The sequence below is a fragment of the Bradyrhizobium sp. 22 genome (genome assembly GCF_000482425.1).
Classification (GTDB): Bacteria; Pseudomonadota; Alphaproteobacteria; order Rhizobiales; family Xanthobacteraceae; genus Bradyrhizobium; species Bradyrhizobium japonicum_B.
Genome location: NZ_KI519400.1, coordinates 349,218 through 372,627 on the forward strand (window position 1 = coordinate 349,218; position 23,410 = coordinate 372,627).

The following is a 23,410-nucleotide window of genomic DNA, read 5'->3' on the forward strand; positions in this document are numbered from 1 at the left end:
GAGATGAGATCGAGCTGCCACCGCGACGACGCTGCGCCCCCTCCCCCGCTTGCGGGGGAGGTTAAGCCAACTCGCAGCGGAATGCCACGCATGTGGCGTGTGGGGCTTCTCGCCGGATTGGCGCTGGCGGCAGCGCCCGCGCAGGCCTTCGTTGCCTATGTCTCGAACGAGAAGAGCAACACGGTCTCGGTGATCGACACCGACAGCTGGACCGTGACCAAGACCATCAAGGTCGGCCAGCGCCCGCGCGGCATCGATTTTACGCGCGACGGCAAGTTCGTGATGGTCGCGGTCGGCGACGACGACACCATCCAGGTGATCGACGCCAAGACGCAAGTCGTGGTCGACAGCCTGCCCTCCGGCCCCGATCCTGAACTGTTCGCCCAGGATGCGGCCGGAAAAACCCTCTACGTCGCCAACGAGAACGACAACACGGTCACCGTGATCGATCTCGAGAAGCGTACCCGGCTCGGCGACATCCAGGTCGGCGTCGAGCCCGAGGGCATGACCATCAGCCCCGACGGCAAGACGCTGATCAACACCTCCGAAACCACCAACATGGCGCATTTCATCGACACGGCCACGCGCCAGATCGTCGCCAACGTGCTGGTCGATGCCCGGCCGCGCTATGCCGAATTCAAGCACGATTCGTCCGAAGTGTGGGTGTCCTCCGAGATCGGCGGCACCGTCTCAATCATCGACCCCAGGAAGCACGAGGTGATCGGCAAGGTCACGTTCGAGATTCCGGGCCTGCGGAAAGAGGCGATCCAGCCGGTCGGCATCGGCATGACCAAGGACGACAAGACCGCCTTCGTCGCGCTCGGCCCTGCCAACCGCATCGCCGTGGTCGACGTCGCCTCGCGCAAGGTGACGAAATATCTCTTGGTCGGCCAGCGCGTCTGGCACATGGCGTTCACGCCCGATGAAAAATATCTGCTGACCACCAACGGCGTCTCGAACGACGTCTCCGTCATCGACGTCGCCGCGCAGAAGGTGATCAAGACCATTCAGGTGGGCGAACTGCCCTGGGGCGTCGCGATCGCGCCATGACCAGCCCTGCGCCGAGTCCCGAACCACAGGAGGCGCCGAGGCTGGAAACAGCGGCGGTGCCGGCGCTGTCGATCGACGGCCTCAGCCATGCCTATGGGTCGCGCCGGGCGCTGATCGACGTCTGTTTCGATGTGCAGCCGGCAAGCTTTACAGCCCTGCTCGGCCTCAACGGCGCCGGCAAGAGCACGCTGTTCTCGCTCATCACGCGCCTGTTCGGCATCCAGTCCGGCCGTGTCGTCATCTTCGGTCACGACATCAGCAAGAGTCCCGGCGAGGCGCTGCGGCTGCTGGGGGTGGTGTTCCAGCCGCGCACGCTCGACCTCGACCTGTCGCTGACGCAGAACCTGCTCTATCACGCCGCACTCCACGGCATCGGCCGGAGCGACGCCGCAGCGCGCAGCGCCGAGCTGCTTGGCCGCATCGGGCTGGAAGAGCGCGCCGGCAGCAAGGTACGCGATCTCTCGGGCGGACAGATGCGGCGGCTGGAGATCGCGCGTGCGCTGCTGCACCGGCCGCGGCTCTTGTTGCTCGACGAGCCGACGGTCGGCCTCGATGTCAAGGCGCGCGCCGACATCATCGGCCAGGTCCGCCAGCTCGTGACGGAGCAAGGCATCGGCGTGCTCTGGGCCACGCACCTGTTCGACGAGATCATGCCCAGCGACGACCTCGTGGTGCTGCACCAGGGCAAGGTGCTGGCGCAGGGGCCGATGAGCCGCGTCGTCACGGAGGCCGGCGCGCAGGACGTCAACACCGCCTTCATGCGCCTGACCGGTGCGCAAGCGATGCCGGGAGGCGGCGCATGAGCAGCATCACGGCGCGCGAGGCCCCGCGTGGCTTCTCATTCGCCGAGTACATGACCTGTCTCACCGGCATCGTCTGGCGCGAGGGCCTGCGCTTCCTGCATCAGCGCGAGCGCTTCGTCTCGGCGCTGGTGCGGCCGCTGGTATGGCTGTTCATCTTCGCCGCCGGCTTCCGCCAGGTGCTCGGCATCTCCATCATCCCGCCCTACGAGACCTACATCCTCTACGAGGTCTATATCGCGCCCGGGCTGATGGCGATGATCCAGCTCTTCAACGGCATGCAGTCCTCGCTGTCCATGGTCTACGACCGCGAGATGGGCAACATGCGCACGCTGCTGGTGAGTCCGCTGCCGCGCGGGTTCCTGCTGTTCTGCAAGCTGCTGGCGGGGACCGCGGTGTCGCTGCTCCAGGTCTATGCGTTCCTTCTGATCGCCTGGTTCTGGGACATCACGCCGCCGTCGTCGGGCTATCTCACCGTGCTGCCGGCGCTGATCCTGTCCGGGCTGATGCTGGGCTCGCTCGGCATGCTGATCTCGTCCGGGATCAAGCAACTGGAGAACTTCGCCGGGGTCATGAACTTCGTCATCTTTCCGATGTTCTTCGCCTCCTCCGCGCTCTATCCGCTCTGGCGGGTGCAGGAGGGCAGTCCCTATCTGTACTATCTCTGCGAGGCCAATCCGTTCACCCATGCGGTCGAGCTGATACGTTTTGCACTCTACGGGCAGATCAACTGGATCGCGCTGGCGGTGGTCGCAGCATGCACAATCGTCTTCATGATCGGTGCAATTCTGGCCTATGATCCCTCGCGCGGGCTGGCGCGACGGGGGCCCGCAGGAGGCGAGGGATGAAGATTCTGGCGATGGCTGTTGTGGCGCTCGCGCTGTCGGGCACGGTCGCCCGCGCGGCCGATCCGCGCCATCCCAACTGGCCGTGCACGCAGGCCAAGGTGCCGGAGATCTCGCTCGCCGCCGTCTGGGCGGGGCCCGCGCTCGACGACGCCGAGACCAGGTGGAAGAACGACGCGAAAATCACCGCGCTGGTCGCAAAGCTGTCGGCGCGCAAGACCCCGATGGATGAGGCCGCCAAGCTGGTGAAGGACTTCCTGGCTGCCTCTTCCGCCGACAAGACGACCAACGCAAAGCTGCTGTTCGCCGGCCTGTTCGATACCCTCAACGCCCAGCGCTCGCAGGTCATGAACGGGCTCGAACGCGTCAGCCGCAAGCAGCGCGAGGCCGCCGAGAAGATCCGCGAGGAGACAATCCAGCTCCAGGCACTTCAGGGCGCCACGCCGCGGGACGAGGCCAAGGTCGAGGCGCTCAGCAACGAGCTGATCTGGAAGACCCGCATTTTCGAGGACCGCAACAAGGTGGTGCGGTTCGTCTGCGAGGTTCCAACCACGATCGACCAGCGCCTGTTCGCGCTCGGCCGCGTGATTCAACAGGAGATGGAATAGCGTCAGCTTCCCTGACGGCACTCGCAAGTTCCGCAATAGCGTTAGATCGTTAACCCTCGCCGCGGCTATCCGGCGGAACCAAATCGATCTAGGATGGCTTGTCGAAGTGAACTCCAGGACGTCGGGAGGCCTCGATGGGAACCACCAAGTTTATCTGGGCGGGCGCTGCGGCCCTCAGCCTGCTCGCAACCAGCGCTGTTGCTGACGATATGACCGGCATGGTGATGCGGATCGATCGGCTCAACGGCACGATCTCCATCCAGCAGACGCAGAAGGGCACGGTCGGCGCCAGCACCGGAACTGCCGGCGCGCTCCAGGAGTACAAGGCCAAGGACGCCGCGATGCTGGACGCCGTTCATGCCGGCGACAGGGTGAACTATTCTGCGACCGACAATAACGGCACCGGCACCCTGACGAAGCTGCAGAAGCAGTAGCCTGCTTTGCCTTCCCGCAAGCGCGGAGAGGCAACACGGCCTGCGCTCACTCGCCTATTGCTCGGGTCGCGGTTCCGGCTGCGACTCTTCTGTCGGAAGCTTGGCCCGCTCCCATCCGTCGGTGCCGTCGGGGTACCAGGCGATGTTGGAATAGCCATAAGCCAGCGCGCGCTTGGCGGCGTTCCAGGACATCCAGCAATCGGCGAGGCAATAGATCACCAGCAGCGCGGCCTTGTCGCCGCCCGAGACACGAGCGAGCCCGCGCTGGAAATAATCATCCATGGCCGCTGGCAAAGTGCCGTAGCCGGTATCCGGCAGCCAGACGCTGCCAGGAATGTTCCTGCGCGGCGCATCGCGCCACACCGTGCCTTCCGGAAGATTCTTCGGCTTCGGTGGGCGCGGCAGCACGTCGATGAAGACGCCGCTCTTCGCCCGCCAGATCGCTTCGGCTGCCGCCGTGGTCAGCACACGCGCGCCGGCCAGCGTCGCCGGCACCGGCGCGCGATAATTGTCGGCGCGAAAATTCTCAGGCTCGAACGGCTCCTGCTGCTGCGCCTGAACCGGCGCCGCCAGCACGGCAGCGACGAGCACAATGGCGGGAAGCCGCCTCATGGCGTCTGCCTCACGGCGTTTTCTTGGCCGTCTCCGCACTGAGCGGCCGATCGCTTTCGTCGAGCAGCGGAACGCCGAAGTCGAGCAGGATCTTGTTGATCTCGCCCTGGTTCTCCTGGATCAGCTTGTTGAGCTGCCGTTTCCAGTTCTGGTCGGCGGGACGCACGCCCATTCCGATGCGATAGACCAGCTTCGGCCCCGTGGTCTCCTTCACCAGCGGCGTGACATGAAGCGAGCCGACTTTCTTCGCGTAGTAGCCGGCCATCGGACCCCACAGCACGCCGGCGTCGATCTTGCCGGCCGCGAGGTCGTCGATCATGGCCTGCGCCGAATTGTCGAAGCGCGTGTCGACCATCAGCGGATAGGGTTTCGCATTGCTCATCAGGCCGGCGATGGCCATGTTGGTCGCCGGCGGGGTGCCGGCGACGATGCCGACATGCTTGCCCTTCAACTTCGGGTCCTCCAGCGTATCGACGCCGTCGAGTCCGCTGCCGGTCTTGGCGACCAGCGCATAGGTGGTGCGATAATAGGGATTGGTGCCTTGCACGACGTCATCGCCCTGCGGAAAGCCCATGATGACGTCGCAGCGATGCGCGCCCAGCGTCATCCGCACGAAACCCGTGGCTTGCGGGAAGAAGACATAGTCGAGCTTCTTCTTGAGCCTGTCTGCAAACAGCTCGGCCAGCTTGTTCTCGAATCCCTCGCCCTTTTCGTTCGAGAACGGCAGATTGCGTGGATCGGCACAGACGCGTAGCACGTTCGGGTCGACCAGCTCGAACGAGAGGTCGCCGCTGTCATTGGTCTGCGCGATGGCGACATCGCCGAGCGCGCAGGACGCAACCAGGACCCACAGTGAAAACAACCAGCGACGATGTCGTCCGGCCTCCGTCATCGCGCTTCCTCCTCGTTTTGTTTGAATGCTATCCATGCAACGCATGACGCGCCATGTTTTGCCAAACCTTGCTGGGTTTCTTTGTTGCAGTGCAATGCAGGCCATCCTTTGAACTGAGGCGGAAAAGTGTCTCGCATCGCTCGAGTGATCGCAGCCTTGTCCCTGCTGGGGACAGCAACGCTAGCACGGGCCGGGGCGGCCGAATTGCCTGTGAGCGAAGTCGCGCCGGGAATCTTCGTACACTCCGGGGCCATTGCCCTGATGAGCCGTGAGAACGAGGGCGACATTGCCAATGTCGGCTTCATCGTCGGCGATGATGCCGTGGCTGTCATCGACACCGGCGGCAGCGTGCGCGAAGGCGAGGCCCTGCTGGCGGCGGTGCGGGCCCGTACGCCCAAGCCGATCCGCTATGTCATCAACACCCACGGCCACCCCGACCATGTCTTCGGTAACGCGGCCTTCGCCACCGCAGGCGCAAGCTTCGTCGGCCATGGCAAGCTGCCCCAGGCGCTCGCGACGCGCGGACCCCACTATCTCGACAATTTTCGCCGCATCATGGGCAGCGAGCTGATCGATCCCGTGAAGATCATTGCTCCCACCCTCCTGGTTTCGGACACGATGACGCTCGATCTCGGGTCGCGCCGTTTGGCCTTGCGCGCCTGGCGGGCCGGACACAGCGACAACGACGTCACCGTGTACGACGAGACGACCAAGACCCTGTTTGCAGGCGACCTCGTCTTTCTCCGCCACATTCCGGTCATGGACGGCAGCATCCGCGGCTGGCTCGACACGTTGAAGGAGCTGGAGACGATTCCGGCGCTGCGTGTCGTTCCCGGTCACGGCCCCGTGAGCGACTGGCCCGCCGCGCTGGCCGACGAACGGCGTTACCTGTCAACGCTGCTGTCCGACGTCCGCGCCTCGAACAAGAAAGGCGAGCCGATCCGGGCCGCCGCCGACAAGGCGGCTGCCGAGGAGCGACCGCGCTGGGAGCTGTTTGGCGATTACAACGCCCGGAACGCAACTGCAGCATTCTCGGAAATTGAATGGGAGTAGCCGGCGCGCTAACATAAGCAAATCGGCTTCGCTGACATCCGGGGACGAGATCGGCTTCGCTGACTCAGAGGACCATGGCCATGACGGGATGCACACGCCGCCTGCCACTGATCGCCGCACTGCTCGGCATTGCCTTTGCCGTGCCGGTGCAGGCCGAAGAAGCCTACGATCCCTGGCCGGGCCTGGTGCAGGACATCTTCAATGGCCGTCCGATGAATGACGGCAGCGCCGTCATCGGCATCGAGATGCCGTATCGCGCCGAGGATGCGGCGATCGTGCCGGTGACCCTGCGCAGCAAGCTGTCGCCCGCAGACAGCCGACGGATCCGTTCGATCACGCTCGTGATCGACCGTAACCCGGCGCCGATGGCGGCGAAGTTCGAGCTCGGCGCCGACGCCAATGTCACCGAGATCTCGACGCGCGTGCGTGTCAACAATTACACCGACGTCCACGCGGTGGCCGAGCTCAGCGACGGCCAGCTCTATGTCTCGAAGGTCTACGTAAAAGCCTCCGGCGGCTGCTCGGCGCCGGCGGGAAAGAATGTCGAGGAAGCCAACAGCCGGCTCGGCAAGATGCGCTACCGGCAATTCGCGCGCGAGGAGGCGCCGGCGAGCCGCGTCCGCGAAGCGCAGATCATGATCGGCCATCCCAACAATTCCGGCCTGCAGATGGACCAGGTCACGCAGCTCTATATTCCCGCCTTCTTCATCAACCAGCTGAAGCTGACGCAGGACGACAGCCCCGTGCTGTCGATGGAAGGTGGCATCTCGATCTCGGAAGATCCCAATCTGCGCTTCACCTACGTCTCCAACGGCGCCAAGCGTTTCCGCGCGGAAGCCAGGGACACGGAGGGACACGTGTTCCGCAACGAATGGGACGTCGAGAAGCCGGGGACTTAAGTCTCTCGATCGTCATGGCCGGCCGAAGGACGGCGTCGCTTTGCTCGCCTATGTCCCGGCCATCCACGAACTGCACGCCTTCCCAAAGAACGTGGATGCCCGGGACAAGCCCGGGCATGACGAATACGGCTGGCATGATGCGCTGTCAGAAACACCGCACCTCGGCTTCCGCCTGCGCCCGCCGCAGATCGTTCATCGCCGTGTTGGCCTGCTCCGAGGTGCGGAACTGGACGCCGAGATTGCCACGCACTTGCGACATGCTGAGCGCGGTCTCCGCGGTCACATAGCGCTCATAGGGGATGATCGAGGCCACCACGTCGATCGAGCAGGAACATTGCTCGATCGACTGCCGGCTCTCGCCATTGGCCTTCATGCAGCCATAGACGTACTCCGCGCGCGCCGACGTGGGATAATCGTTGGCATCCTCGGCCTGCGCCACGCACGCCGTCGCCGCCAGCACCGTCAATGCGGCGACAATCGGTCGTAGCTGTCCGGCCAGTTTCATGCGCATCCTCCCGCTGGTTGCGATCGAAGCTATGCTATGCGTATTGTCCTGAAAAGCATTCTGTCAGAGGAAACGGCTCACAAGGTGATGAGAGCACTTGGCCTGATAAGGGCACTTGGTCTGATAAGGGCACTTGGTCGACCATTGGCGGTCGCGGCGACGCTGGCGCTGACGCTCGTCGCACCCGGCCACGCCGCGGAGACCATCCGCCTTGCGGTGCAGAAGACCGGAACATTCTCCTGGGAGCTGGCCGCGATCCGCGCCAGCGGGCTCGACAAGGAAGCCGGCCTCGCGCTGGAGGTCACCGAGCTCGCGAGCACCGAGGCCGGCAAGATCGCGATGCGCGCAGGCAGCGCCGACATCATCCTGTCGGACTGGCTGTGGGTGTCGCGCGAGCGGGCGCTCGGTGCCAAGCTCACCTTCTATCCCTACTCCAGTGCGCTCGGCGCAGTGATGGTGCCGGCGTCATCACCGATCAAGTCGCTTGCCGACTTGAAGGGCCGCAAGCTCGCTGTCGCGGGCGGAGCAATCGACAAGAGCTGGCTCCTGCTGCAGGCGCGCATGAAGCAGGACGGCATCGACCTGAAGTCGGAGGCGACCGTCGTCTATGGCGCCCCGCCCCTGCTCGCCGCCAAGGCGCTCGACGGCGAGATGGAGGCGAGCCTCAACTTCTGGAATTTCTGTGCCCAGCTCGAAGCCAAGGGTTTCAGGCGCCTCGCCGGCATCGAAGACATTCTACCGAAGCTGGGCGCCAAGGGCGCCGTCTCCGCGGTCGGTTACGTCTTCGACGAGAATTGGGCCGCGAGCCATCGCGACGCCGTGGCGCGCTTCATCGCGATGACCCGCAAGGCCAAGCAATTGCTGGTCAGCTCGGATGCGGCCTGGGACAAGATCGCGCCGCTGACCGGCACGAGCGATGTCACCCTGCTCAAGACCTATCGCGAGCGCTATCGCGACGGTATTCCACGCCGGAGCATCGCCGAGGAGGAGCAGGACGCGCGCGTGCTGTATCGCGTGCTGGCTGAGATCGGTGGCCGAGATCTCGTCGGCCCCGCGGCCGAGCTCGATCCCGGCACGTTCTACCACGCCGTGCCTGGAGACTGAGGTGCTGCGTCTTCTCTCCTTCGCCCTGCTCCTCGCGACCTGGTGGATTGCCGCGCTGTTCGTCGGCGGCGCGAAGCTGCCGTCCCCGCCGGCAGTACTGGAGGTGATGATTGCGGAAGCCTCATCCGGCGCGCTGTTCCTGCATCTCGGCGCCACGCTGGCGCGCGTCGCGCTCGCCTTCACACTCGCGATGTCGCTCGGCAGCGCCATCGGCTATTTGATGGGCCGGGTCAGGCTTGCCGACCGGCTCGGCGATCCCTGGCTGATCCTTCTGCTCAACCTGCCCGCACTGGTCGTGATCGTGCTGGCCTATATCTGGGCCGGCCTGACCGAGACCGCCGCGATCGCGGCGATCGCCATCAACAAGCTGCCGACCGCCGTCGTCACCTTGCGCGAGGGCACCCGCGCGCTCGACCGCTCGCTCGACGAGATGGCAAGCGTGTTCGCGATGCCGCGCTGGCGCGCATTCCGCCATGTCGTGCTGCCGCAGCTTGCGCCCTATATCGCGGCCGCCGCCCGCTCCGGGCTGTCGCTGGTGTGGAAGATCGTGCTGGTCGCCGAGCTGCTCGGACGTCCGAACGGCGTCGGGTTCGAGATCGGCGTCGCCTTCCAGCTGTTCGACACGCCGCGGCTGCTGGCCTATTCGCTGACATTCGCCGCGGTCGTGCTCGTGATCGAAACCTTGCTGGTGCAGCCGTTCGAAGCCCGCACAACACGGTGGCGGCCCCGTGCGGCTTGAGGTCGACATCACGGGCAAGACGTTCACGAGTGCCGCGGGCGGGACCCACGAGGTGCTCGCGCCGCTCAAGTTCGCGCTTTGCCCCGGCGAGGTCGGCGTGCTCATCGGTCCGTCCGGCTGCGGCAAGAGCACGATGCTGCGCATCATCCTCGGGCTCGATGACGATTTCAGGGGCCATATCGCGCGGCCGCCGCAGGCACGGATCGGAATGGTGTTCCAGGAGCCCCGGCTGCTGCCTTGGCGTTCGGTCGAGCAGAATGTGCGGCTGGCGGCCCCCGATGTGACCGAGGCGAAGCTGTCGGAGCTGTTCAGGATTCTGGAGCTGGAGGCGCATCGCAGCCACTTTCCCGGCGAGTTGTCGCTCGGCCTTGCCCGGCGCGTCGCACTCGCCCGCGCTTTCGCCGTCGAGCCCGACCTGCTGGTCCTCGACGAACCCCTTGCCTCGCTCGACGACGCCCTTGCCGGCCGGTTGCGCGACGAGATTGCAATGCTGGTGGCGCGGCGTCCGGTGATGACACTGCTCGTGACCCATAGTCTCGACGATGCGATCCGGCTCGGCGACCGCCTGTTGGTCTTGTCGCCACGCCCCGCGCATATCGTGCAGGAGGTGCCGATCGCCATTCCGCGCGCGATGCGCAGCGAAGCCGATCTCGGCCGCATCAGGGCCGAGCTCGCGGCCTTGCCGCTTGAATCGAAATGACAACGCGTGGTCAACTGGACCGACATATCGAGGGAGATTCACCCATGCGGCGAACGCTGATTGCGATCGGCCTCCTCCTGGTTGCGGTGCCGAACGCCGCACTGGCGCAGGCCAAGGGCAAGGGCATCAGGCTCTGGAACCTGACCACGGAGACGATCTCCGGATTCCAGCTCTCACCGGCCGGGAAGACCGATTGGGGTCCGAACCAGTGCCTGAACGACAAGGACAAGGAGGTTGACCACGACGAGCGGCTACGCATCGCCGGCGTCGAGCCCGGCCGCTACGACGCCAAGGTCGGCTATCCCAGCGGACGTCAATGCGTGGTCCGCGACATCGAGATCAGGGCCGACGCAGTGTTCTCGATCGCCGACAAGGATCTGAAGGACTGCACCAAGTAGCGAGACGCCTCACGCCTTGTCGTTCGGGTGCGGGTATTCGCAGCGCCAGCGCACCGCCTGCCACTTCGGATGCTCACCGACCCATTGCGCGATATAGGGCGGCGCGGCCATCATGCATTGACGAGGCGACCCCGAATAGTTGAACAACAGATGCTGCTCCTCGCAGGTCGCAGGCGAGAGCACCGCACACACAGTCACCACCAGGTCAATCGCGTTCATGCCGGGATCCTCTCACGGGGCGATGGAGATTAGCACGAAAGGATACGTTCCGCGGAGGGGGAAGTTTCACTTTGCAGGGGAATAGGGCGGGAACCGCTTCTCATCTCCCTGACACGAAGCAGAACGCCGAAGCCTCCGTCGTCATGGCCGGGCTTGTCCCGGCCACCTTGCCGCGCGGTACAAAGAACGTGGATGCCCGGGACAAGCCCGGGCATGACGACCGTCTTCGCTAGAAGTTCACCCCGAACACCATCCGGGCCTGATGGCGCTCGAAATTGACGAGGTCGAGATTTCCGCCCGATCCGGCCGGGCGCCCCCAGGCCTGCATGCTCCAGCTCATGGTCAGGCGTGAGCGGTTGGACAATTGGAAATAAGCGGTCGGGCCGACGAACAGGGCCTGGCCCGAAAGCTCGCCAAGGCCGATGCCGTCATATTGCCGGAAGTAGCGCAGCTCCCCGCCGAGCAGCACATTGGGCCGCACACGCACCAGGCCCGCCAATGCCGCCCCGATCGTCGAGCTCCTCTCTGACACGCCCGTCACCTCGAAGCGCGCCCATTCCGGCTGATAGATCAGGTTGAGAGCGCCGATGGCGAAGTTCGGAACGAGTTCGCGGTCGAACGCCAGCGTGAATTCCGTGCCGTACATCCGCCCTTTCGCGCCGCTGGTCTCGTCGATCCGGTCGCCATGGAGCTCTCCGGCGATGGTGAGGCCGAACGGCGCACGCGCGCGGTCGAGCAGACGGTAGCGCAGATCGAGCGAGGCGCCCTGGACATTGAACTGGCGGCGGTCGTCGATATCGGGAACGCCGGAGATGTCGTGCAAGCTCGCGGTGCCGCCGATCTCGATGCGGACGTTCGGCAGCGGCACGACCTCGATCTCGAATTCGTGCTCGAGGGCGCGATATGTACCGCCGCCCTTGCCGAAGCGCCCCGTCGTCTGGCTCTGGAATTCGCGCTCGCCGGGATTGCCGATATCGGTGCCGATCATGAAACCGAAGATGTGCTCGGTATCGAAGCCATCCTCGGCGCGGACGCATACCGGCAGCAGCACGACCGCGCAGGCAGCAATGGTCCAGAAGCTGTTGGCTCTCGCGCGCATTTCCGACACTACCACGGCTTCGACGGCGTTTGCCATCGAAGCCGCGGCAGGTCGTCAGTCCTACTTGCGCGAAGCGCAGGCGTACATGTTGATTTCCATGCCGACCGGCACTTCCACGATCTTCGGAGCTTTCCAAGCCATTCGGGGTCTCCCAAGGTATTGAGCGCGACATCGCGCGGCGCAAAACCTAGGGCTGCGTCAGGTGCAGTTCAAGCCTCGATTCGTCTGCCGAGCGCGTCTGTGTCGATTCTTCGCGGCTGCATTTCTCTCTCGGACAAAGCCAGTTCGCTCTTGGTCAAGCACGACCTGCGGGGACGCCGGCTGTGCGACGCACCGCGCGTCGAATCGACACGAACGACACCGCGCCGTCAGCAGTCTTTGCCGGCCATTGCCGAGCCGCTCGGCTTGGCACCGTCGGCTCGCTGAGCCGCCGTCGGCTCGCTCTGCATTTGCCGCTGCGCATCTTCGGATGAGGCCGGCGTTTCGCCGCTCGCACGATTCATCGTGCTGGTCGGCGGATGCTGGCTGGAATCGCCGGCTGAACCGGACGAGTGCGATTGCGCTGCGCCAACGGTGACCGGACCAGAGCCGGCATCCTTATTGGTGCTGGCACTGCCCGTGTTGCACGGTCCGGCGACGGCGAGGCCGGCGCTCAGGGTCAGGATCGCGCAGGCGGCAAGAACGGTACGTTTCGTGGTCATCTGCATCTCCTCTTCTCCCGCCGCGCGGCCCCGGCGCCGGGCGGGATATCGCGGAGAGAACAGACCGAGCTGCCTGATGTTCCCAGTGCCGGCTCGCAAAAGCCGCCTTCGTCACGTTTGTTCCGATTGCCCGCTCAGCGCATCAATCGCAACAGCGCACGGCCGGCGCGCGAGTTCAGCTCTTTCGCATCCAGCGTTCCATCCCGGTCGGGATTGGCCGCATTGAAGCGCTGCTCGACCACGGACAGGTATTCGTCGAGCGTCAGTGTCCCGTCGCGGTCGGGATCGGCAGCGGCGAGTTGTTTCGCCGTCAACCGTCCGCGCAATTCGCGGGCATCGAGCGTGCCGTCGCGATCCGGATCGAGCTTTGCGAACAATCCGGCCGCCACCTTCTTGACCTCCGCCAGATCGAGCGTGCCGTCGTTGTCGGTATCGAACAATTTGACCGCATTGCCGGAGGCCGACCACGCCGGACCGGACAACAATGCAAGCGAGAGCGCAAGTGCAACTGAGCGACGCGAAATCATCAAGACCTCCAGACCAAGAGCCCCGGTGCGGGACGGACCAGCAACGAGATAAGTCCGCAAGCGGGTCCGGTTCAAGTCCTGAATTACAACTTGTGCGCGCTACAACTCACGGAAACCTTGCGGCTCGGCCAGACCACCCTGGATCGGAGCCGCTTCGTGGCGCGGAATTTTCCCAGCGTCTCTGCACAAGTCGACCGGTTTTCATGAAGTGACCGGCGCGGGCGTCCAACGATATCGGCACCACACTTACGACTTTCGTATTGACGCGTTCTGCATTCGGGCGGAGATTTGTGCTTGCAGCGTCAAAAGGCGCGCATATTGGGAGGAACGGATGAAACGCTTTGCGATGGCCGCGGGCCTCGTCATGCTTGCGTCGACGTGTGCAAGTGCACAGACCACCGAGCAGTTGGTCAAGGGCGCGACCGACACATCGAATGTTCTCAATTACGGGATGGGCTACCATCTTCAGCGCTTCTCGACGCTGAACCAGATCAACAAGGATACGGTCAAGAACCTCGTCCCGATCTGGAATTACAGCTTCAACGACGATCGTAGCGAGGAATCCCAGCCCATCGTCTATCAGGGCGTCATCTACGTGACCACGCACAACGCCACCATGGCGGTCGATGCCAAGAGCGGCAAGCAGATCTGGAAGAGCAAGATCGAATATCCGGCCGAGACGCCCCGCATCGTCTGCTGCGGCATCATCAACCGCGGCGTCGCGATTCACGAGGGCAAGTTGTTCCGTACCACGCTCGATGCCCACGTTGTCGCCATCGACGCCAAGAACGGCAAGGAGCTGTGGCGGCAGAAGGCGGCCGACATCAAGGAAGGCTATTCGATGACCATCGCCCCGCTGGTCGCCGAGGGTGTCGTCATCACGGGCGTCTCAGGCGCCGAGTTCGGCACGCGCGGCTTCATCGATGGGTGGGACCCGGCAACCGGCAAACACCTCTGGCGCACTCACTCGATTCCTTCGCCAGACGAGCCCGGCGGCGACACCTGGAAAGGCGACACCTGGAAGCTCGGCGGCGGCTCGACCTGGATTACGGGCTCATACGATCCCGAGCTGAAGACTGTCTATTGGGGCACCGGCAATCCCGGCCCGTTCAACGCGGCGGTACGGCCGGGCGACAATCTTTATACCTGCTCCGTGCTGGCGATGGATCCCAAGACCGGCAAGATCAAGTGGCACTACCAGTTCTCGCCCAACAATCCGTTCGACTACGACGCGGTCGCCGAGATGGTCCTCGCCGACATGAACGTCGAGGGCAAGCCGGCCAAGGTGCTGATGAATGCCAACCGCAATGGCTTCTTCTACGTGCTTGACCGCACCAACGGCAAACTGCTCGCGGCCAATCCTTACGTGAAGGTGAACTGGGCGACCGGCGTCGACATGAAGACGGGCCGTCCGGTCGAAACCGACGTCGCCAAGGATGCGCGCGAGGGCAAGAAGGTGACGGTCTATCCGTCGATCCTCGGCGGCAAGAACTGGGAGCCGATGTCGTTCAATCCGCAGACCGGCCTTGCCTACGCCAACACGCTGAACTTCGGCGGCAAGTACAAGGCCGAGCCCGTCACCTTCAAGCAGGGTGAATGGTATCTCGGCATGGACCTGAGCGATCCCTGGGAGTTCGGGGACGGACCGCGCGGTCATCTCAAGGCCATCGACCCCATGACCGGCAAGTCGAAATGGGAAGCGCCGAGCGACATTCCGCGCTTCTCGGGCGTGCTGTCGACCGCGGGCGGCGTCGTGTTCTCGGGCGCCCTGACCGGCGAGTTCGAGGCCTTCGATGCCGACACCGGCAAGAAGCTCTGGCAATTCCAGACCGGCTCCGGCATCGAGGGACAGCCGGTCACCTGGCAGCAGGATGGCGTGCAATATGTCGCGGTGACCAGCGGCTACGGCGGCGTCTACTCGCTGTTCTCCGGTGACGAGCGGCTTGCCAAGGTGCCGCCCGGCGGCTCGCTGTGGGTCTTCGCGGTCAAGCAATAAACGCAGGCACGATGCTGAGAGAAATGCTTCACAAGACGGTGGCGAGCCTCGCCACCGTCGCGGTGCTGACGGTCGCGCTTGCGGCGACCGTCCGTGCCGCGGACGACGCGAACGGCAATCCACTGCAGGCTCAAATCGACCACGGCAAGTCGACCTATGCCTCGAAATGCTCGCACTGCCACGGCCCCAACCTGATGAATTCCGGCACCATCACGCCGGACCTGCGCGCCATTCCCGACGACAAGACGCGCTTCGTCACCACGGTGAAGAACGGCAAGAACAACAAGATGCCGCCTTGGGGCGACATCCTCTCCGACGACGAGATCGGGAATCTCTGGGCGTTCGTCTCCAGCCGGAGAAAGCCATGAGGAGCCGGGCCGTCGCATGGAGCGTTGCTGCGCTGCTCTCGACGATGGCGTCGGCCGCGCTTGCGGCCGAGGATCCCCTGAGGATTTGTCTCGACGAGGACCGACCGCCGCTCTCGATGCATCGCCGCGGCAAGCCGGATGCCGGCTTCGACGTGCTGCTGGCGCAGGCGGTGGCCGAGCGGCTCGGACGGACGCTGACGATCCAGTGGTTCGAGACCAAGCTGGACGAGGATTCGAGTCCCCAGCTCGAGGCCAATGCGCTGCTCTCGGATGGGCGCTGCTCGCTGGTCGGCGGCTACGCACTGACCCAGGATTCGCTGGTTGCCCCCGGAATGAAGACGGCGCGCCTGCCGGGCTTCGCCGGGGCCACGCGCGACGACCGGCGACGCCGCGTCGCCGTCGGCGTGCTCGCGCCGAGCCAGCCTTACGTGTATTCGCCGATGACAGTGGTGCTCGGGCCGAAGGCAAGCGGCCGCAAGATCGGCGACATCGGCGATCTCGCCGGGCTTCGCCTGGTCGTCGAAAGCGGCTCGCTCGGCGACGCCATCCTGATGACCTTCGACAAGGGGCGGCTGATCGACAGCATCACCCATCTCGTTCCCGGCCGCGACGATCTCCTCGGCGCGCTGCAGCGCGGCGACCATGACGCGACGCTGATCGACCTTGCGCGCTTCGACGCCCACCGCGCCGCGCACCCCGACACGGCGCTCACGGCGTCCGGCTATTACTATCCGATCGGCGCCAATCGCGGCTATGTCGGGCTTGCCAGCGATGGCGCGCTGATCGAGGCCGTCAACAAGGCGTTGAGCGCCCTCGCCGCCGAGGGCAAGATCGCCGAATTCGGCAGGCAGGCCGGCCTCACCTATTTACCGCCGCGCGAGCCCGCCATTCTGGGCGACGTCTGGACCAAGATCATCCAGCGGTGAGTCTCTCGTGTCCGGACGCGGTGCGGCACGCAGTGACGCTCCGCCGAGCCGGGACCCAGCAGGCCACGCAATTCGCTGCTGAATGGGCCCCGGCTCTGCAGCGCACCGCGGAAGTCGCGCTGCGCCGTGTCCGGGGCACGAATCTGCTCTGACGTCGCGAACGGGAAGGTGTGGCGAATGCGCCAATCTGTCTCGCCTGACGCGCGTGGCAGCGCCAGCCTGGTGCAGTACCCTGCCCGGAACCGGGAGAGAATCATGTCCAAGAAAATCGATCGCCGCCACTTCATCGCCGCCGGAGCCGGCGCATTCGCGATGCCGTTCATCTCGCGCGGCGCCTCGGCGCAGGCTGCATCACAAGGCCCTTGGCCGTCGCGGCAGATTCGCATGATCTGCAGCTATCCCGCCGGCGGGCAGACCGACCTGCTCGCGCGCGCCTACGGCGAATTCATCTCCAAGCAGGTCGGCAAAACCGTGGTCGTCGAGAACAAGCCCGGCGCTTCCGGTGCGATCGGCACGGCGGAGGTCGCCCGCGCCGAGCCCGACGGCCACACCATCCTGTGCTCGATCTCGACCACCTACATCATGAACCGGGTGGTGATGAAGAATCCCGGCTACGACATGGACAAGGATCTGACCCTCGTCAGCGTCATTCCGGGCGCCGGCCTGTTGCTGGTGGCCAACCCGAAGACCGGGGTCAAGACGCTGGAGGATTTCGTCGCCTTCGCGCGCAAGAGCGGCAAGGTGAATTTCGGCACCTACAGCGCGGGCTCGGCCCCGCACATGACGATCAACGAGCTCAACAAGCAGTACGGTCTCAACATCGAGCCGATCCATTACCGCGGCGAGGCCCCGATGTGGACCGGGATGCTCGAAGGCACGCTCGATGTCGCGATGGGAAGCTACACGGCGGCCCAGTCGGTCCTGCAAAGCGACCGCGGCACCGTGTTCGCGGTGCATTCGAAGAAGGTCGACGCAATTCCGGCCATCAAGACCCTTCCCGAGCAGGGCGCGACGTCGAAATTCTTCACCGTCAGCGGCTTTTCGGGGTGGGCCGTGCCCAAGGCAACGCCGCAAGCCGTCGTCGACCGTCTCGCGGAGCTCTGCGTCGCGGCCAACAAGGATCCGAAAGTGAAGGAGGTTCTCACCACCTTCGTGCTCGAGCCTGCCATCGGCTTCAAGGAGACCAACGAACTCTATCAACGCGAATTGCCGATCTGGATCGAGAGTGCGAAGTCCCTCGGCCTCGAGCCGGCCTGAGTCTCCGGGCAGGCGCCGGTCGGTCTTCGCGGCCCGGGACTCGACCAAAGTCCAGTGCTGGACACGCATTCTGCTGCTATGATTGCGCATCTCTGCGGACAACGAGGGCCGAGCGCATGACACCGGATGCAGTCGCCGTCGCCGTATTGATCATCCTGCTTTTTCCGATGGGCTATTTCACGCTTGCCTCGCCCGCCTTCCTGCTGGTGAAGCTCGACATCCGGCCGATCGGCTTGCTGCTGCGCGGAATGTTCAACGCCCATTTTCTGGTGATGCGCGTTGCGGGACTCATCGCGACGGTGGCTTTGCTGCTCGATGGTCGTCCGCTCGCCGCGATCAGCATCGGCCTGCTTGCAGCTGTCGCGATCGGCGGCCGCGGCTGGTTCTTGCAGCGGATGGACGAACAGCTCAGCGCCAGCGAAGCTGGCGATACCGGTGCCGCGGGGCGGCTGCGGAGGCTGCATTGGAGCGGAATGCTCTGCAACGCCGTGCTGCTTGCCGCCCTCCTGGCCAGCATTCCCTACATGTCTGCGTCGGCGTGAGCGGGATTTGGTCCATCGAGCGAATTGATCGCGGCAGCGGCTTCGGCAGCGTCCGATCTAATGCTCGTTCGAGTTCGCCGCGCTCTGCTGCGCCTTGTGGATCGAGGACGGCACCACGCCGAAATATTTCCGGAACACGCGGCTGAAATGCGACGAGCTGGAGAAGCCCCAGGAGAACGCGACGTCGGTGATGGTCTTGCCGGCGTGAGCCTCGAGCTCCTGGCGGCAGTTCTGCAACCGTGCCTGCCAGATGTAGTCGCTCACCGTGGTGCCGCGCTCCGAGAACAGCATGTGCAGATAGCGCTTGGAGCAACCGAGCTCGGCGGAGATCTGGTCGATACACAGATCCGGATCGCGCAGATGCTCGCGGATGAAGAACTGCGCGCGCACATACATCGCTTCGGGCCCGACCCGGTCGAACATCGTGTCGGCTTCGCGCAGCGGCAGCAGCAGCAGGTCGATCAGCGAATCGGCGACGCCGACCGCGCTGTTCGCCGAAAGCTTGGCCGCCTCGTCGAAGGTCGCATGGACGAAATCGTGGGCGATCCGTCCCGTGCCCGTCCTCGCCGACAACTTGCACGCCGGCATCCGCTGCGAGGGGAACCCGCGGTCGCGCAGCAGCGCCTTCGGCACGATCACCACGTCGTGACGGGTGAAGGCCGGGCTGATGATCGAATGCGGGCAGGAGACGTCATAGGCGATGATATCGCCGGGGTTGATCTCGATGTGGCGGCCTTCCTGCTCGAAGTAAGACACGCCGTAGGTCTGGAAGTGAATCTTGATGTAGGGATGCTCATTGGCCTTGGCGCGCGCCAGCGTGTGCGCGATGCGATGCTGGCTCACCTCGATCTGGCAGAGCTTCAGGCGCGAGACGCTCGTGTAGTCGATGCGGCCTTCGAGCGAGGACGCCTCCAGCGGATCGACGTCGAAATGCCCACACAGGCTCGTCAGCCCGTCGATCCAGCTCTGGATCTGGCGCTTCGGCGTCATACCGGTCGTCGAGAGCGTGTGAATGGTGTCGGACATTAATCCAGCCACTGTTTTGATCCGGAGATTCGACGCGAATCGCGACCAGTGCTTGCTGAAGCCCTCAGCCGTGATTGCGTGACGTTTACCTCGAATTTGAGCGGTCTCTTGGCACGAGCGCCATCGTTCCATTGCCACCCTTGAAAGTTAATCCTCCGCCTTAGTTGCACCGCCGTCAAGGGGAACCTGAGCGTTGAAAGTGCCTCCATGCCGCACGGAAGCCGCTGAATTCGCTACTGCAAAATCAAAATCTTTTCCTCCGTGCGCTGTCGAGCAAACCGGGTTCTCTCTTGGGCAAGTTTCCCGATGGCGAAGTCGTTAGGAATTGCGGCAGGAACAACAAGAACGGGCCGCTCCTGCACGTGGACCCGTGGCTCTCATCAGGAGGAGGAAACAGCACAGCATCGTTTCTGGTCCCGATCGTGACCGCCCTGCACGAGCAGACGCCGGACGAGACGTCCGGTGAATCAATATTGCTTCGGAAAAATAACGAGACCAACGGAGGAATGACTATGCGCAAGGTGCTACTGGCGACCTTTCTTGGCTCCGCGGCGGCTCTCGCCGTCGGGAGCGCCTCAGCCAATGACGCGCTGATGAAGATGTCGCAGAACCCGAAAGACTGGGTCATGCCGGCGGGCGACTACGCCAATACCCGCTATTCCAAGCTCAACCAGATCAACGCACAGAACGTGGGCAAGCTTCAGGTTGCCTGGACCTTCTCGACCGGCGTGCTGCGCGGCCACGAAGGCGGCCCGCTGATCATCGGCAACATCATGTACGTCCATACACCGTTCCCGAACAAGGTCTACGCCATTGACCTTTCGCAGGAGAACAAGATTATCTGGAAGTACGAGCCGAAGCAGGATCCGAACGTCATTCCGGTGATGTGCTGCGACACGGTCAACCGTGGCGTGGCCTATGGCGACGGCAAGATCTTCCTGCATCAGGCCGATACCACGCTCGTGGCGCTCGATGCCAAGACCGGTCAGGTCGCCTGGAGCGTCAAGAACGGCGATCCCGCCAAGGGCGAGACCGGCACGTCGGCCCCGCTCGTCGTGAAAGACAAGGTGATGGTCGGCATCTCCGGCGGCGAGTTCGGCGTTCAGGCGCACATGACCGCCTACGACATCAAGACCGGCAAGCAAGTCTGGCGCGGATATTCGGGCGGGCCGGATGACCAGATCCTGGTCGATCCCGAGAAGACCACCGCGCTCGGCAAGCCCGTCGGCAAGGATTCGAGCCTCAAGACCTGGCAGGGCGACCAGTGGAAGATTGGCGGCGGTGCCACCTGGGGCTGGATCTCCTACGATCCCGAGCTGAACCTGATCTATTACGGATCGGGCAATCCCTCGACCTGGAACCCGAAGCAGCGCCCCGGTGACAACAAATGGTCGATGACCATCTGGGCTCGTAACGCTGACACCGGCCTCGCCAAGTGGGTCTACCAGATGACGCCCCATGACGAATGGGACTATGACGGCGTCAACGAGATGATCCTCTCCGATCAGCCGGTCAACGGCCAGCCGCGCAAGCTGCTGACTCATTTCGACCGCAACGGTCTTGCCTACACCATGGACCGCGTGACGGGCGAACTGCTGGTCGCCGAAAAGTACGATCCGAAGGTGAACTGGACCTCGGGCGTCGACATGGACAAGAACTCCCCGACCTACGGCCGGCCGAAGGTGGTCAGCCAGTTTTCGACGGAAGCGGGCGGTGAGGACAAGAACACGAAGGGCATCTGCCCGGCCGCGCTGGGCACCAAGGACCAGCAACCGGCGGCATACTCGCCGGACACGCAGCTGTTCTACGTTCCGACCAACCACGTCTGCATGGACTACGAGCCGTTCAAGGTGAGCTACACCGCGGGCCAGCCCTATGTGGGCGCAACGCTCTCGATGTACCCGCCCGCGGGTGAAAGCCACATGGGCAACTTCATCGCCTGGGACAACAAGACCGGCAAGATCGTCTGGTCGAACAAGGAGCAGTTCTCGGTCTGGTCGGGTGCGCTCGCAACCGCCGGCGGCGTGGTGTTTTACGGCACGCTCGAAGGCTACCTGAAGGCGGTCGACGCCAAGACCGGCAAGGAGCTCTACAAGTTCAAGACTCCCTCCGGCATCATCGGCAACGTCACCACCTATGAGAACGGCGGCAAGCAGTATATCGCCGTGCTCTCCGGCGTCGGCGGCTGGGCTGGCATTGGTCTCGCCGCAGGCCTGACCGATCCGACCGCAGGTCTCGGTGCCGTCGGTGGCTACGCGGCTCTCAGCAACTACACGGCGCTCGGCGGTACGCTGACCGTGTTCTCGTTGCCAAACTAGGCCCATCAGCATCGCTCCGGCGCGTGGATCCATCCACGCGCCGGCTCGTCTCCCCGGGGGCTGCTTCAAGGATGAATCTCTTGCGTAGAATCTGCTCTGTCATTGCTGCGACGATCTTGGTTGCGTCCGGAGGAATTGCGGTCGCGGACGGTCCGGGCGATCCGGCCGCGGTGAAGAAGGAAGACGACGGCAAGTGGCTCGATAAAGAGGGAATACCGACCTACAAGATCTCGGCCGATGGCACCGTGGACTGGTTCACTTATTCCGGGTACCGCCGCTATCACTCCGACTGCCACGTCTGCCATGGGCCTGACGGCATGGGCTCCACCTACGCGCCCGCGCTCAAGGATTCCGTCAAGACGATGAGTTACGGCGACTTCCTCGGCGTGGTGGCCTCCGGTCGCAAGAACGTCTCCACCGCACAGGAGAACGTCATGCCGGCCTTCGGCGACAATCCGAACGTCGCCTGCTACATGGACGATCTCTACGTCTATCTCCGCGCGCGCTCCACCGACGCATGGGGCCGGCAGCGTCCTTCCAAGAAGGAGGAGAAGACAGAGGCCTACACCAAGGCGGAAGACGCCTGTATGGGCAAGAAGTGAACGCTACGAGGACTGCCAAGACCACTTCCTGGCGTCTGATGAGAATTTGAGGAGCTACCGATGAAGACACGTGCCGCCGTCGCTTTCGAAGCCAAGAAGCCGCTCGAGATCGTCGAGGTCGACCTGGAAGGCCCGAAGACCGGCGAGGTCCTGGTCGAGATCAAGGCGACGGGCATCTGCCATACCGACGCCTATACGCTCGACGGCTTCGACAGCGAGGGAATCTTCCCGTCGATCCTGGGGCATGAGGGCGCGGGCATCGTCCGCGAGATCGGCCCCGGCGTGACCTCGGTGAAGCCGGGCGATCACGTCATTCCGCTCTACACGCCGGAATGCCGGCAGTGCAAGAGCTGCCTCAGCCAGAAGACCAATCTCTGCACCGCGATCCGCGCGACGCAGGGCAAGGGCGTGATGCCCGACGGCACCAGCCGTTTCTCCTATAAGGGCAAGCCGATCTACCACTATATGGGCTGCTCGACGTTCTCGAACTTCACCGTGCTGCCCGAGATCGCGGTCGCCAAGATCCGCGAGGACGCCCCGTTCGACAAGAGCTGCTACATCGGCTGCGGCGTCACCACCGGTGTCGGCGCCGTCGTGAACACCGCGAAAGTCGAGCCGGGCGCCAACGTGGTCGTGTTCGGCCTTGGCGGAATCGGCCTCAACGTGATCCAGGGCGCCAAGATGGCCGGCGCCGACAAGATCATCGGGGTCGACATCAACGACTCCAAGGAGGAGTGGGGCAAGCGGTTCGGCATGACCCACTTCGTCAACCCGAAGAAGGTGACCGGCGACATCGTCCAGCACCTCGTCGGCCTCACTGACGGCGGGGCCGACTACACCTTCGACTGCACTGGCAACACCACGGTGATGCGGCAGGCGTTGGAAGCCTGCCACCGCGGCTGGGGCACCTCGATCATCATCGGCGTCGCCGAAGCCGGCAAGGAGATCTCCACCCGCCCGTTCCAGCTCGTTACCGGACGCAACTGGCGCGGCACGGCGTTCGGCGGCGCGCGCGGCCGCACCGACGTGCCGAAGATCGTCGACTGGTACATGAACGGAAAGATCCAGATCGATCCGATGATCACCCACGTGCTCAAGCTCGAGGAGATCAACAAGGGCTTTGACCTCATGCACGAGGGCAAATCCATCCGTTCAGTCGTCGTGTTCTAGCCCGAAACCGTCACCCCAAG

28 protein-coding genes are annotated in these 23,410 nt (G+C 64.2%); 19 read left to right on the forward strand and 9 right to left on the reverse strand.

The features are described 5' to 3' along the window. The first annotated feature begins 81 nt into the window (after nt 1-81). The 5 genes from K410_RS0127100 to K410_RS0127120 all read left to right on the forward strand — a co-directional run bounded on the left by K410_RS0127100 (nt 82) and on the right by K410_RS0127120 (nt 3,737). The gene (locus K410_RS0127100) at nt 82-1,050 is read left to right on the forward strand and encodes a YVTN family beta-propeller repeat protein (protein ID WP_028137777.1); all 969 of its coding nucleotides are present in this window, start codon (nt 82-84) and stop codon (nt 1,048-1,050) included. Continuing rightward, nucleotides 1,047-1,853 (forward strand): ABC transporter ATP-binding protein, encoded by an 807-nt coding sequence (locus K410_RS0127105; RefSeq protein WP_028137778.1) that lies wholly within the window; start codon nt 1,047-1,049, stop codon nt 1,851-1,853. Before K410_RS0127100 ends, K410_RS0127105 begins: the two co-directional genes overlap by 4 nt. Beyond that, on the forward strand, nt 1,850-2,698 hold the full coding sequence (locus K410_RS0127110) for an ABC transporter permease (protein WP_028137779.1): 849 nt from the start codon (nt 1,850-1,852) through the stop codon (nt 2,696-2,698). Before K410_RS0127105 ends, K410_RS0127110 begins: the two co-directional genes overlap by 4 nt. After that, on the forward strand, nt 2,695-3,303 hold the full coding sequence (locus tag K410_RS0127115) for a BAR domain-containing protein (RefSeq protein WP_028137780.1): 609 nt from the start codon (nt 2,695-2,697) through the stop codon (nt 3,301-3,303). The genes K410_RS0127110 and K410_RS0127115 overlap by 4 nt, the downstream gene beginning before the upstream one ends. A 134-nt stretch (nt 3,304-3,437) precedes the next feature. Next, entirely contained in the window at nt 3,438-3,737 is a 300-nt protein-coding gene (locus tag K410_RS0127120) for a copper-binding protein (protein WP_028137781.1), read from the forward strand. A 54-nt stretch (nt 3,738-3,791) separates the two neighbouring features. Here the strand turns inward: K410_RS0127120 and K410_RS0127125 are convergent, their stop codons facing one another. Both K410_RS0127125 and K410_RS0127130 read right to left on the reverse strand, forming a co-directional pair. Further along, a complete protein-coding gene (locus K410_RS0127125; protein ID WP_028137782.1) occupies nt 3,792-4,349 on the reverse strand; it encodes a PQQ-dependent catabolism-associated CXXCW motif protein in 558 nt (185 codons plus the stop codon). A 10-nt stretch (nt 4,350-4,359) separates the two neighbouring features. Continuing rightward, nucleotides 4,360-5,241, reverse strand: a complete 882-nt coding sequence (locus K410_RS0127130; protein WP_028137783.1) for a substrate-binding domain-containing protein — start codon at nt 5,239-5,241, stop codon at nt 4,360-4,362. 126 nt (nt 5,242-5,367) lie between these two features. Here K410_RS0127130 and K410_RS0127135 point away from each other — a divergent pair, with 126 nt between their 5' ends. Both K410_RS0127135 and K410_RS0127140 read left to right on the forward strand, forming a co-directional pair. Next, nucleotides 5,368-6,294: a quinoprotein relay system zinc metallohydrolase 2 gene (locus K410_RS0127135; protein ID WP_028137784.1), complete on the forward strand. Its 927-nt coding sequence runs from the start codon at nt 5,368-5,370 to the stop codon at nt 6,292-6,294. Between the two features lie 80 nt (nt 6,295-6,374). Then, nucleotides 6,375-7,193 (forward strand): quinoprotein dehydrogenase-associated SoxYZ-like carrier, encoded by an 819-nt coding sequence (locus K410_RS0127140; RefSeq protein WP_028137785.1) that lies wholly within the window; start codon nt 6,375-6,377, stop codon nt 7,191-7,193. A gap of 145 nt (nt 7,194-7,338) precedes the next feature. On the opposite strand, the gene K410_RS0127145 is transcribed toward K410_RS0127140, so the two are convergent. Next, nucleotides 7,339-7,698 (reverse strand): hypothetical protein, encoded by a 360-nt coding sequence (locus K410_RS0127145; protein ID WP_028137786.1) that lies wholly within the window; start codon nt 7,696-7,698, stop codon nt 7,339-7,341. An 87-nt stretch (nt 7,699-7,785) separates the two neighbouring features. On the opposite strand from K410_RS0127145, the gene K410_RS0127150 reads away from it, so the two are divergent. The 4 genes from K410_RS0127150 to K410_RS0127165 are packed head-to-tail and all read left to right on the forward strand — an operon-like array spanning nt 7,786 to nt 10,639. Beyond that, nucleotides 7,786-8,802 (forward strand): ABC transporter substrate-binding protein, encoded by a 1,017-nt coding sequence (locus K410_RS0127150; protein WP_245269588.1) that lies wholly within the window; start codon nt 7,786-7,788, stop codon nt 8,800-8,802. A gap of 1 nt (nt 8,803) precedes the next feature. Then, nucleotides 8,804-9,541 (forward strand): ABC transporter permease, encoded by a 738-nt coding sequence (locus tag K410_RS0127155; protein ID WP_028137788.1) that lies wholly within the window; start codon nt 8,804-8,806, stop codon nt 9,539-9,541. Beyond that, the gene (locus K410_RS0127160; RefSeq protein WP_028137789.1) at nt 9,531-10,241 is read left to right on the forward strand and encodes an ABC transporter ATP-binding protein; all 711 of its coding nucleotides are present in this window, start codon (nt 9,531-9,533) and stop codon (nt 10,239-10,241) included. Before K410_RS0127155 ends, K410_RS0127160 begins: the two co-directional genes overlap by 11 nt. A gap of 44 nt (nt 10,242-10,285) precedes the next feature. Next, nucleotides 10,286-10,639 (forward strand): hypothetical protein, encoded by a 354-nt coding sequence (locus K410_RS0127165; RefSeq protein WP_028137790.1) that lies wholly within the window; start codon nt 10,286-10,288, stop codon nt 10,637-10,639. 9 nt (nt 10,640-10,648) lie between these two features. On the opposite strand, the gene K410_RS0127170 is transcribed toward K410_RS0127165, so the two are convergent. The 5 genes from K410_RS0127170 to lanM form a co-directional block, all read right to left on the reverse strand. Beyond that, nucleotides 10,649-10,858, reverse strand: a complete 210-nt coding sequence (locus K410_RS0127170) for a hypothetical protein (RefSeq protein ID WP_028137791.1) — start codon at nt 10,856-10,858, stop codon at nt 10,649-10,651. Between the two features lie 229 nt (nt 10,859-11,087). Next, nucleotides 11,088-11,993, reverse strand: a complete 906-nt coding sequence (locus K410_RS0127175) for a DUF6662 family protein (RefSeq protein ID WP_028137792.1) — start codon at nt 11,991-11,993, stop codon at nt 11,088-11,090. Nucleotides 11,994-12,017: 24 nt separating this feature from the next. Continuing rightward, nucleotides 12,018-12,098, reverse strand: coding sequence for a pyrroloquinoline quinone precursor peptide PqqA (gene pqqA / locus K410_RS37325; RefSeq protein ID WP_008562446.1), 81 nt, complete (start codon nt 12,096-12,098; stop codon nt 12,018-12,020). Nucleotides 12,099-12,325: 227 nt separating this feature from the next. Then, complete coding sequence (locus K410_RS0127185) at nt 12,326-12,664, reverse strand: hypothetical protein (protein WP_028137793.1); 339 nt, start codon at nt 12,662-12,664, stop codon at nt 12,326-12,328. Between the two features lie 128 nt (nt 12,665-12,792). Then, a complete protein-coding gene (gene lanM / locus K410_RS0127190; protein WP_028137794.1) occupies nt 12,793-13,185 on the reverse strand; it encodes a lanmodulin LanM in 393 nt (130 codons plus the stop codon). Nucleotides 13,186-13,516: 331 nt separating this feature from the next. Between lanM and K410_RS0127195 the strand changes: the two genes are divergently transcribed. The 5 genes from K410_RS0127195 to K410_RS0127215 all read left to right on the forward strand — a co-directional run bounded on the left by K410_RS0127195 (nt 13,517) and on the right by K410_RS0127215 (nt 18,274). Next, on the forward strand, nt 13,517-15,181 hold the full coding sequence (locus K410_RS0127195; protein WP_028137795.1) for a methanol/ethanol family PQQ-dependent dehydrogenase: 1,665 nt from the start codon (nt 13,517-13,519) through the stop codon (nt 15,179-15,181). 11 nt (nt 15,182-15,192) lie between these two features. Next, nucleotides 15,193-15,549 carry a c-type cytochrome gene (locus K410_RS0127200; protein WP_028137796.1) on the forward strand — a complete coding sequence of 119 codons (357 nt, stop codon included), beginning with the start codon at nt 15,193-15,195 and terminating at the stop codon, nt 15,547-15,549. After that, a complete protein-coding gene (locus K410_RS0127205; RefSeq protein WP_028137797.1) occupies nt 15,546-16,475 on the forward strand; it encodes a substrate-binding periplasmic protein in 930 nt (309 codons plus the stop codon). The genes K410_RS0127200 and K410_RS0127205 overlap by 4 nt, the downstream gene beginning before the upstream one ends. Nucleotides 16,476-16,730: 255 nt before the next feature. Further along, nucleotides 16,731-17,732, forward strand: coding sequence for a Bug family tripartite tricarboxylate transporter substrate binding protein (locus tag K410_RS0127210; protein ID WP_028137798.1), 1,002 nt, complete (start codon nt 16,731-16,733; stop codon nt 17,730-17,732). Between the two features lie 116 nt (nt 17,733-17,848). Beyond that, entirely contained in the window at nt 17,849-18,274 is a 426-nt protein-coding gene (locus K410_RS0127215; protein WP_028137799.1) for a hypothetical protein, read from the forward strand. A 57-nt stretch (nt 18,275-18,331) separates the two neighbouring features. On the opposite strand, the gene K410_RS0127220 is transcribed toward K410_RS0127215, so the two are convergent. After that, nucleotides 18,332-19,300, reverse strand: a complete 969-nt coding sequence (locus K410_RS0127220) for a helix-turn-helix domain-containing protein (protein WP_028137800.1) — start codon at nt 19,298-19,300, stop codon at nt 18,332-18,334. A 512-nt stretch (nt 19,301-19,812) separates the two neighbouring features. On the opposite strand from K410_RS0127220, the gene xoxF5 reads away from it, so the two are divergent. The 3 genes from xoxF5 to K410_RS0127235 all read left to right on the forward strand — a co-directional run bounded on the left by xoxF5 (nt 19,813) and on the right by K410_RS0127235 (nt 23,390). Continuing rightward, on the forward strand, nt 19,813-21,618 hold the full coding sequence (xoxF5, locus tag K410_RS0127225) for a lanthanide-dependent methanol dehydrogenase XoxF5 (protein WP_028137801.1): 1,806 nt from the start codon (nt 19,813-19,815) through the stop codon (nt 21,616-21,618). A 71-nt stretch (nt 21,619-21,689) separates the two neighbouring features. Then, on the forward strand, nt 21,690-22,220 hold the full coding sequence (locus K410_RS0127230) for a c-type cytochrome, methanol metabolism-related (RefSeq protein ID WP_155253716.1): 531 nt from the start codon (nt 21,690-21,692) through the stop codon (nt 22,218-22,220). A gap of 60 nt (nt 22,221-22,280) precedes the next feature. Next, the gene (locus K410_RS0127235; protein ID WP_028137803.1) at nt 22,281-23,390 is read left to right on the forward strand and encodes an S-(hydroxymethyl)glutathione dehydrogenase/class III alcohol dehydrogenase; all 1,110 of its coding nucleotides are present in this window, start codon (nt 22,281-22,283) and stop codon (nt 23,388-23,390) included. Nucleotides 23,391-23,410: the final 20 nt, after the last annotated feature.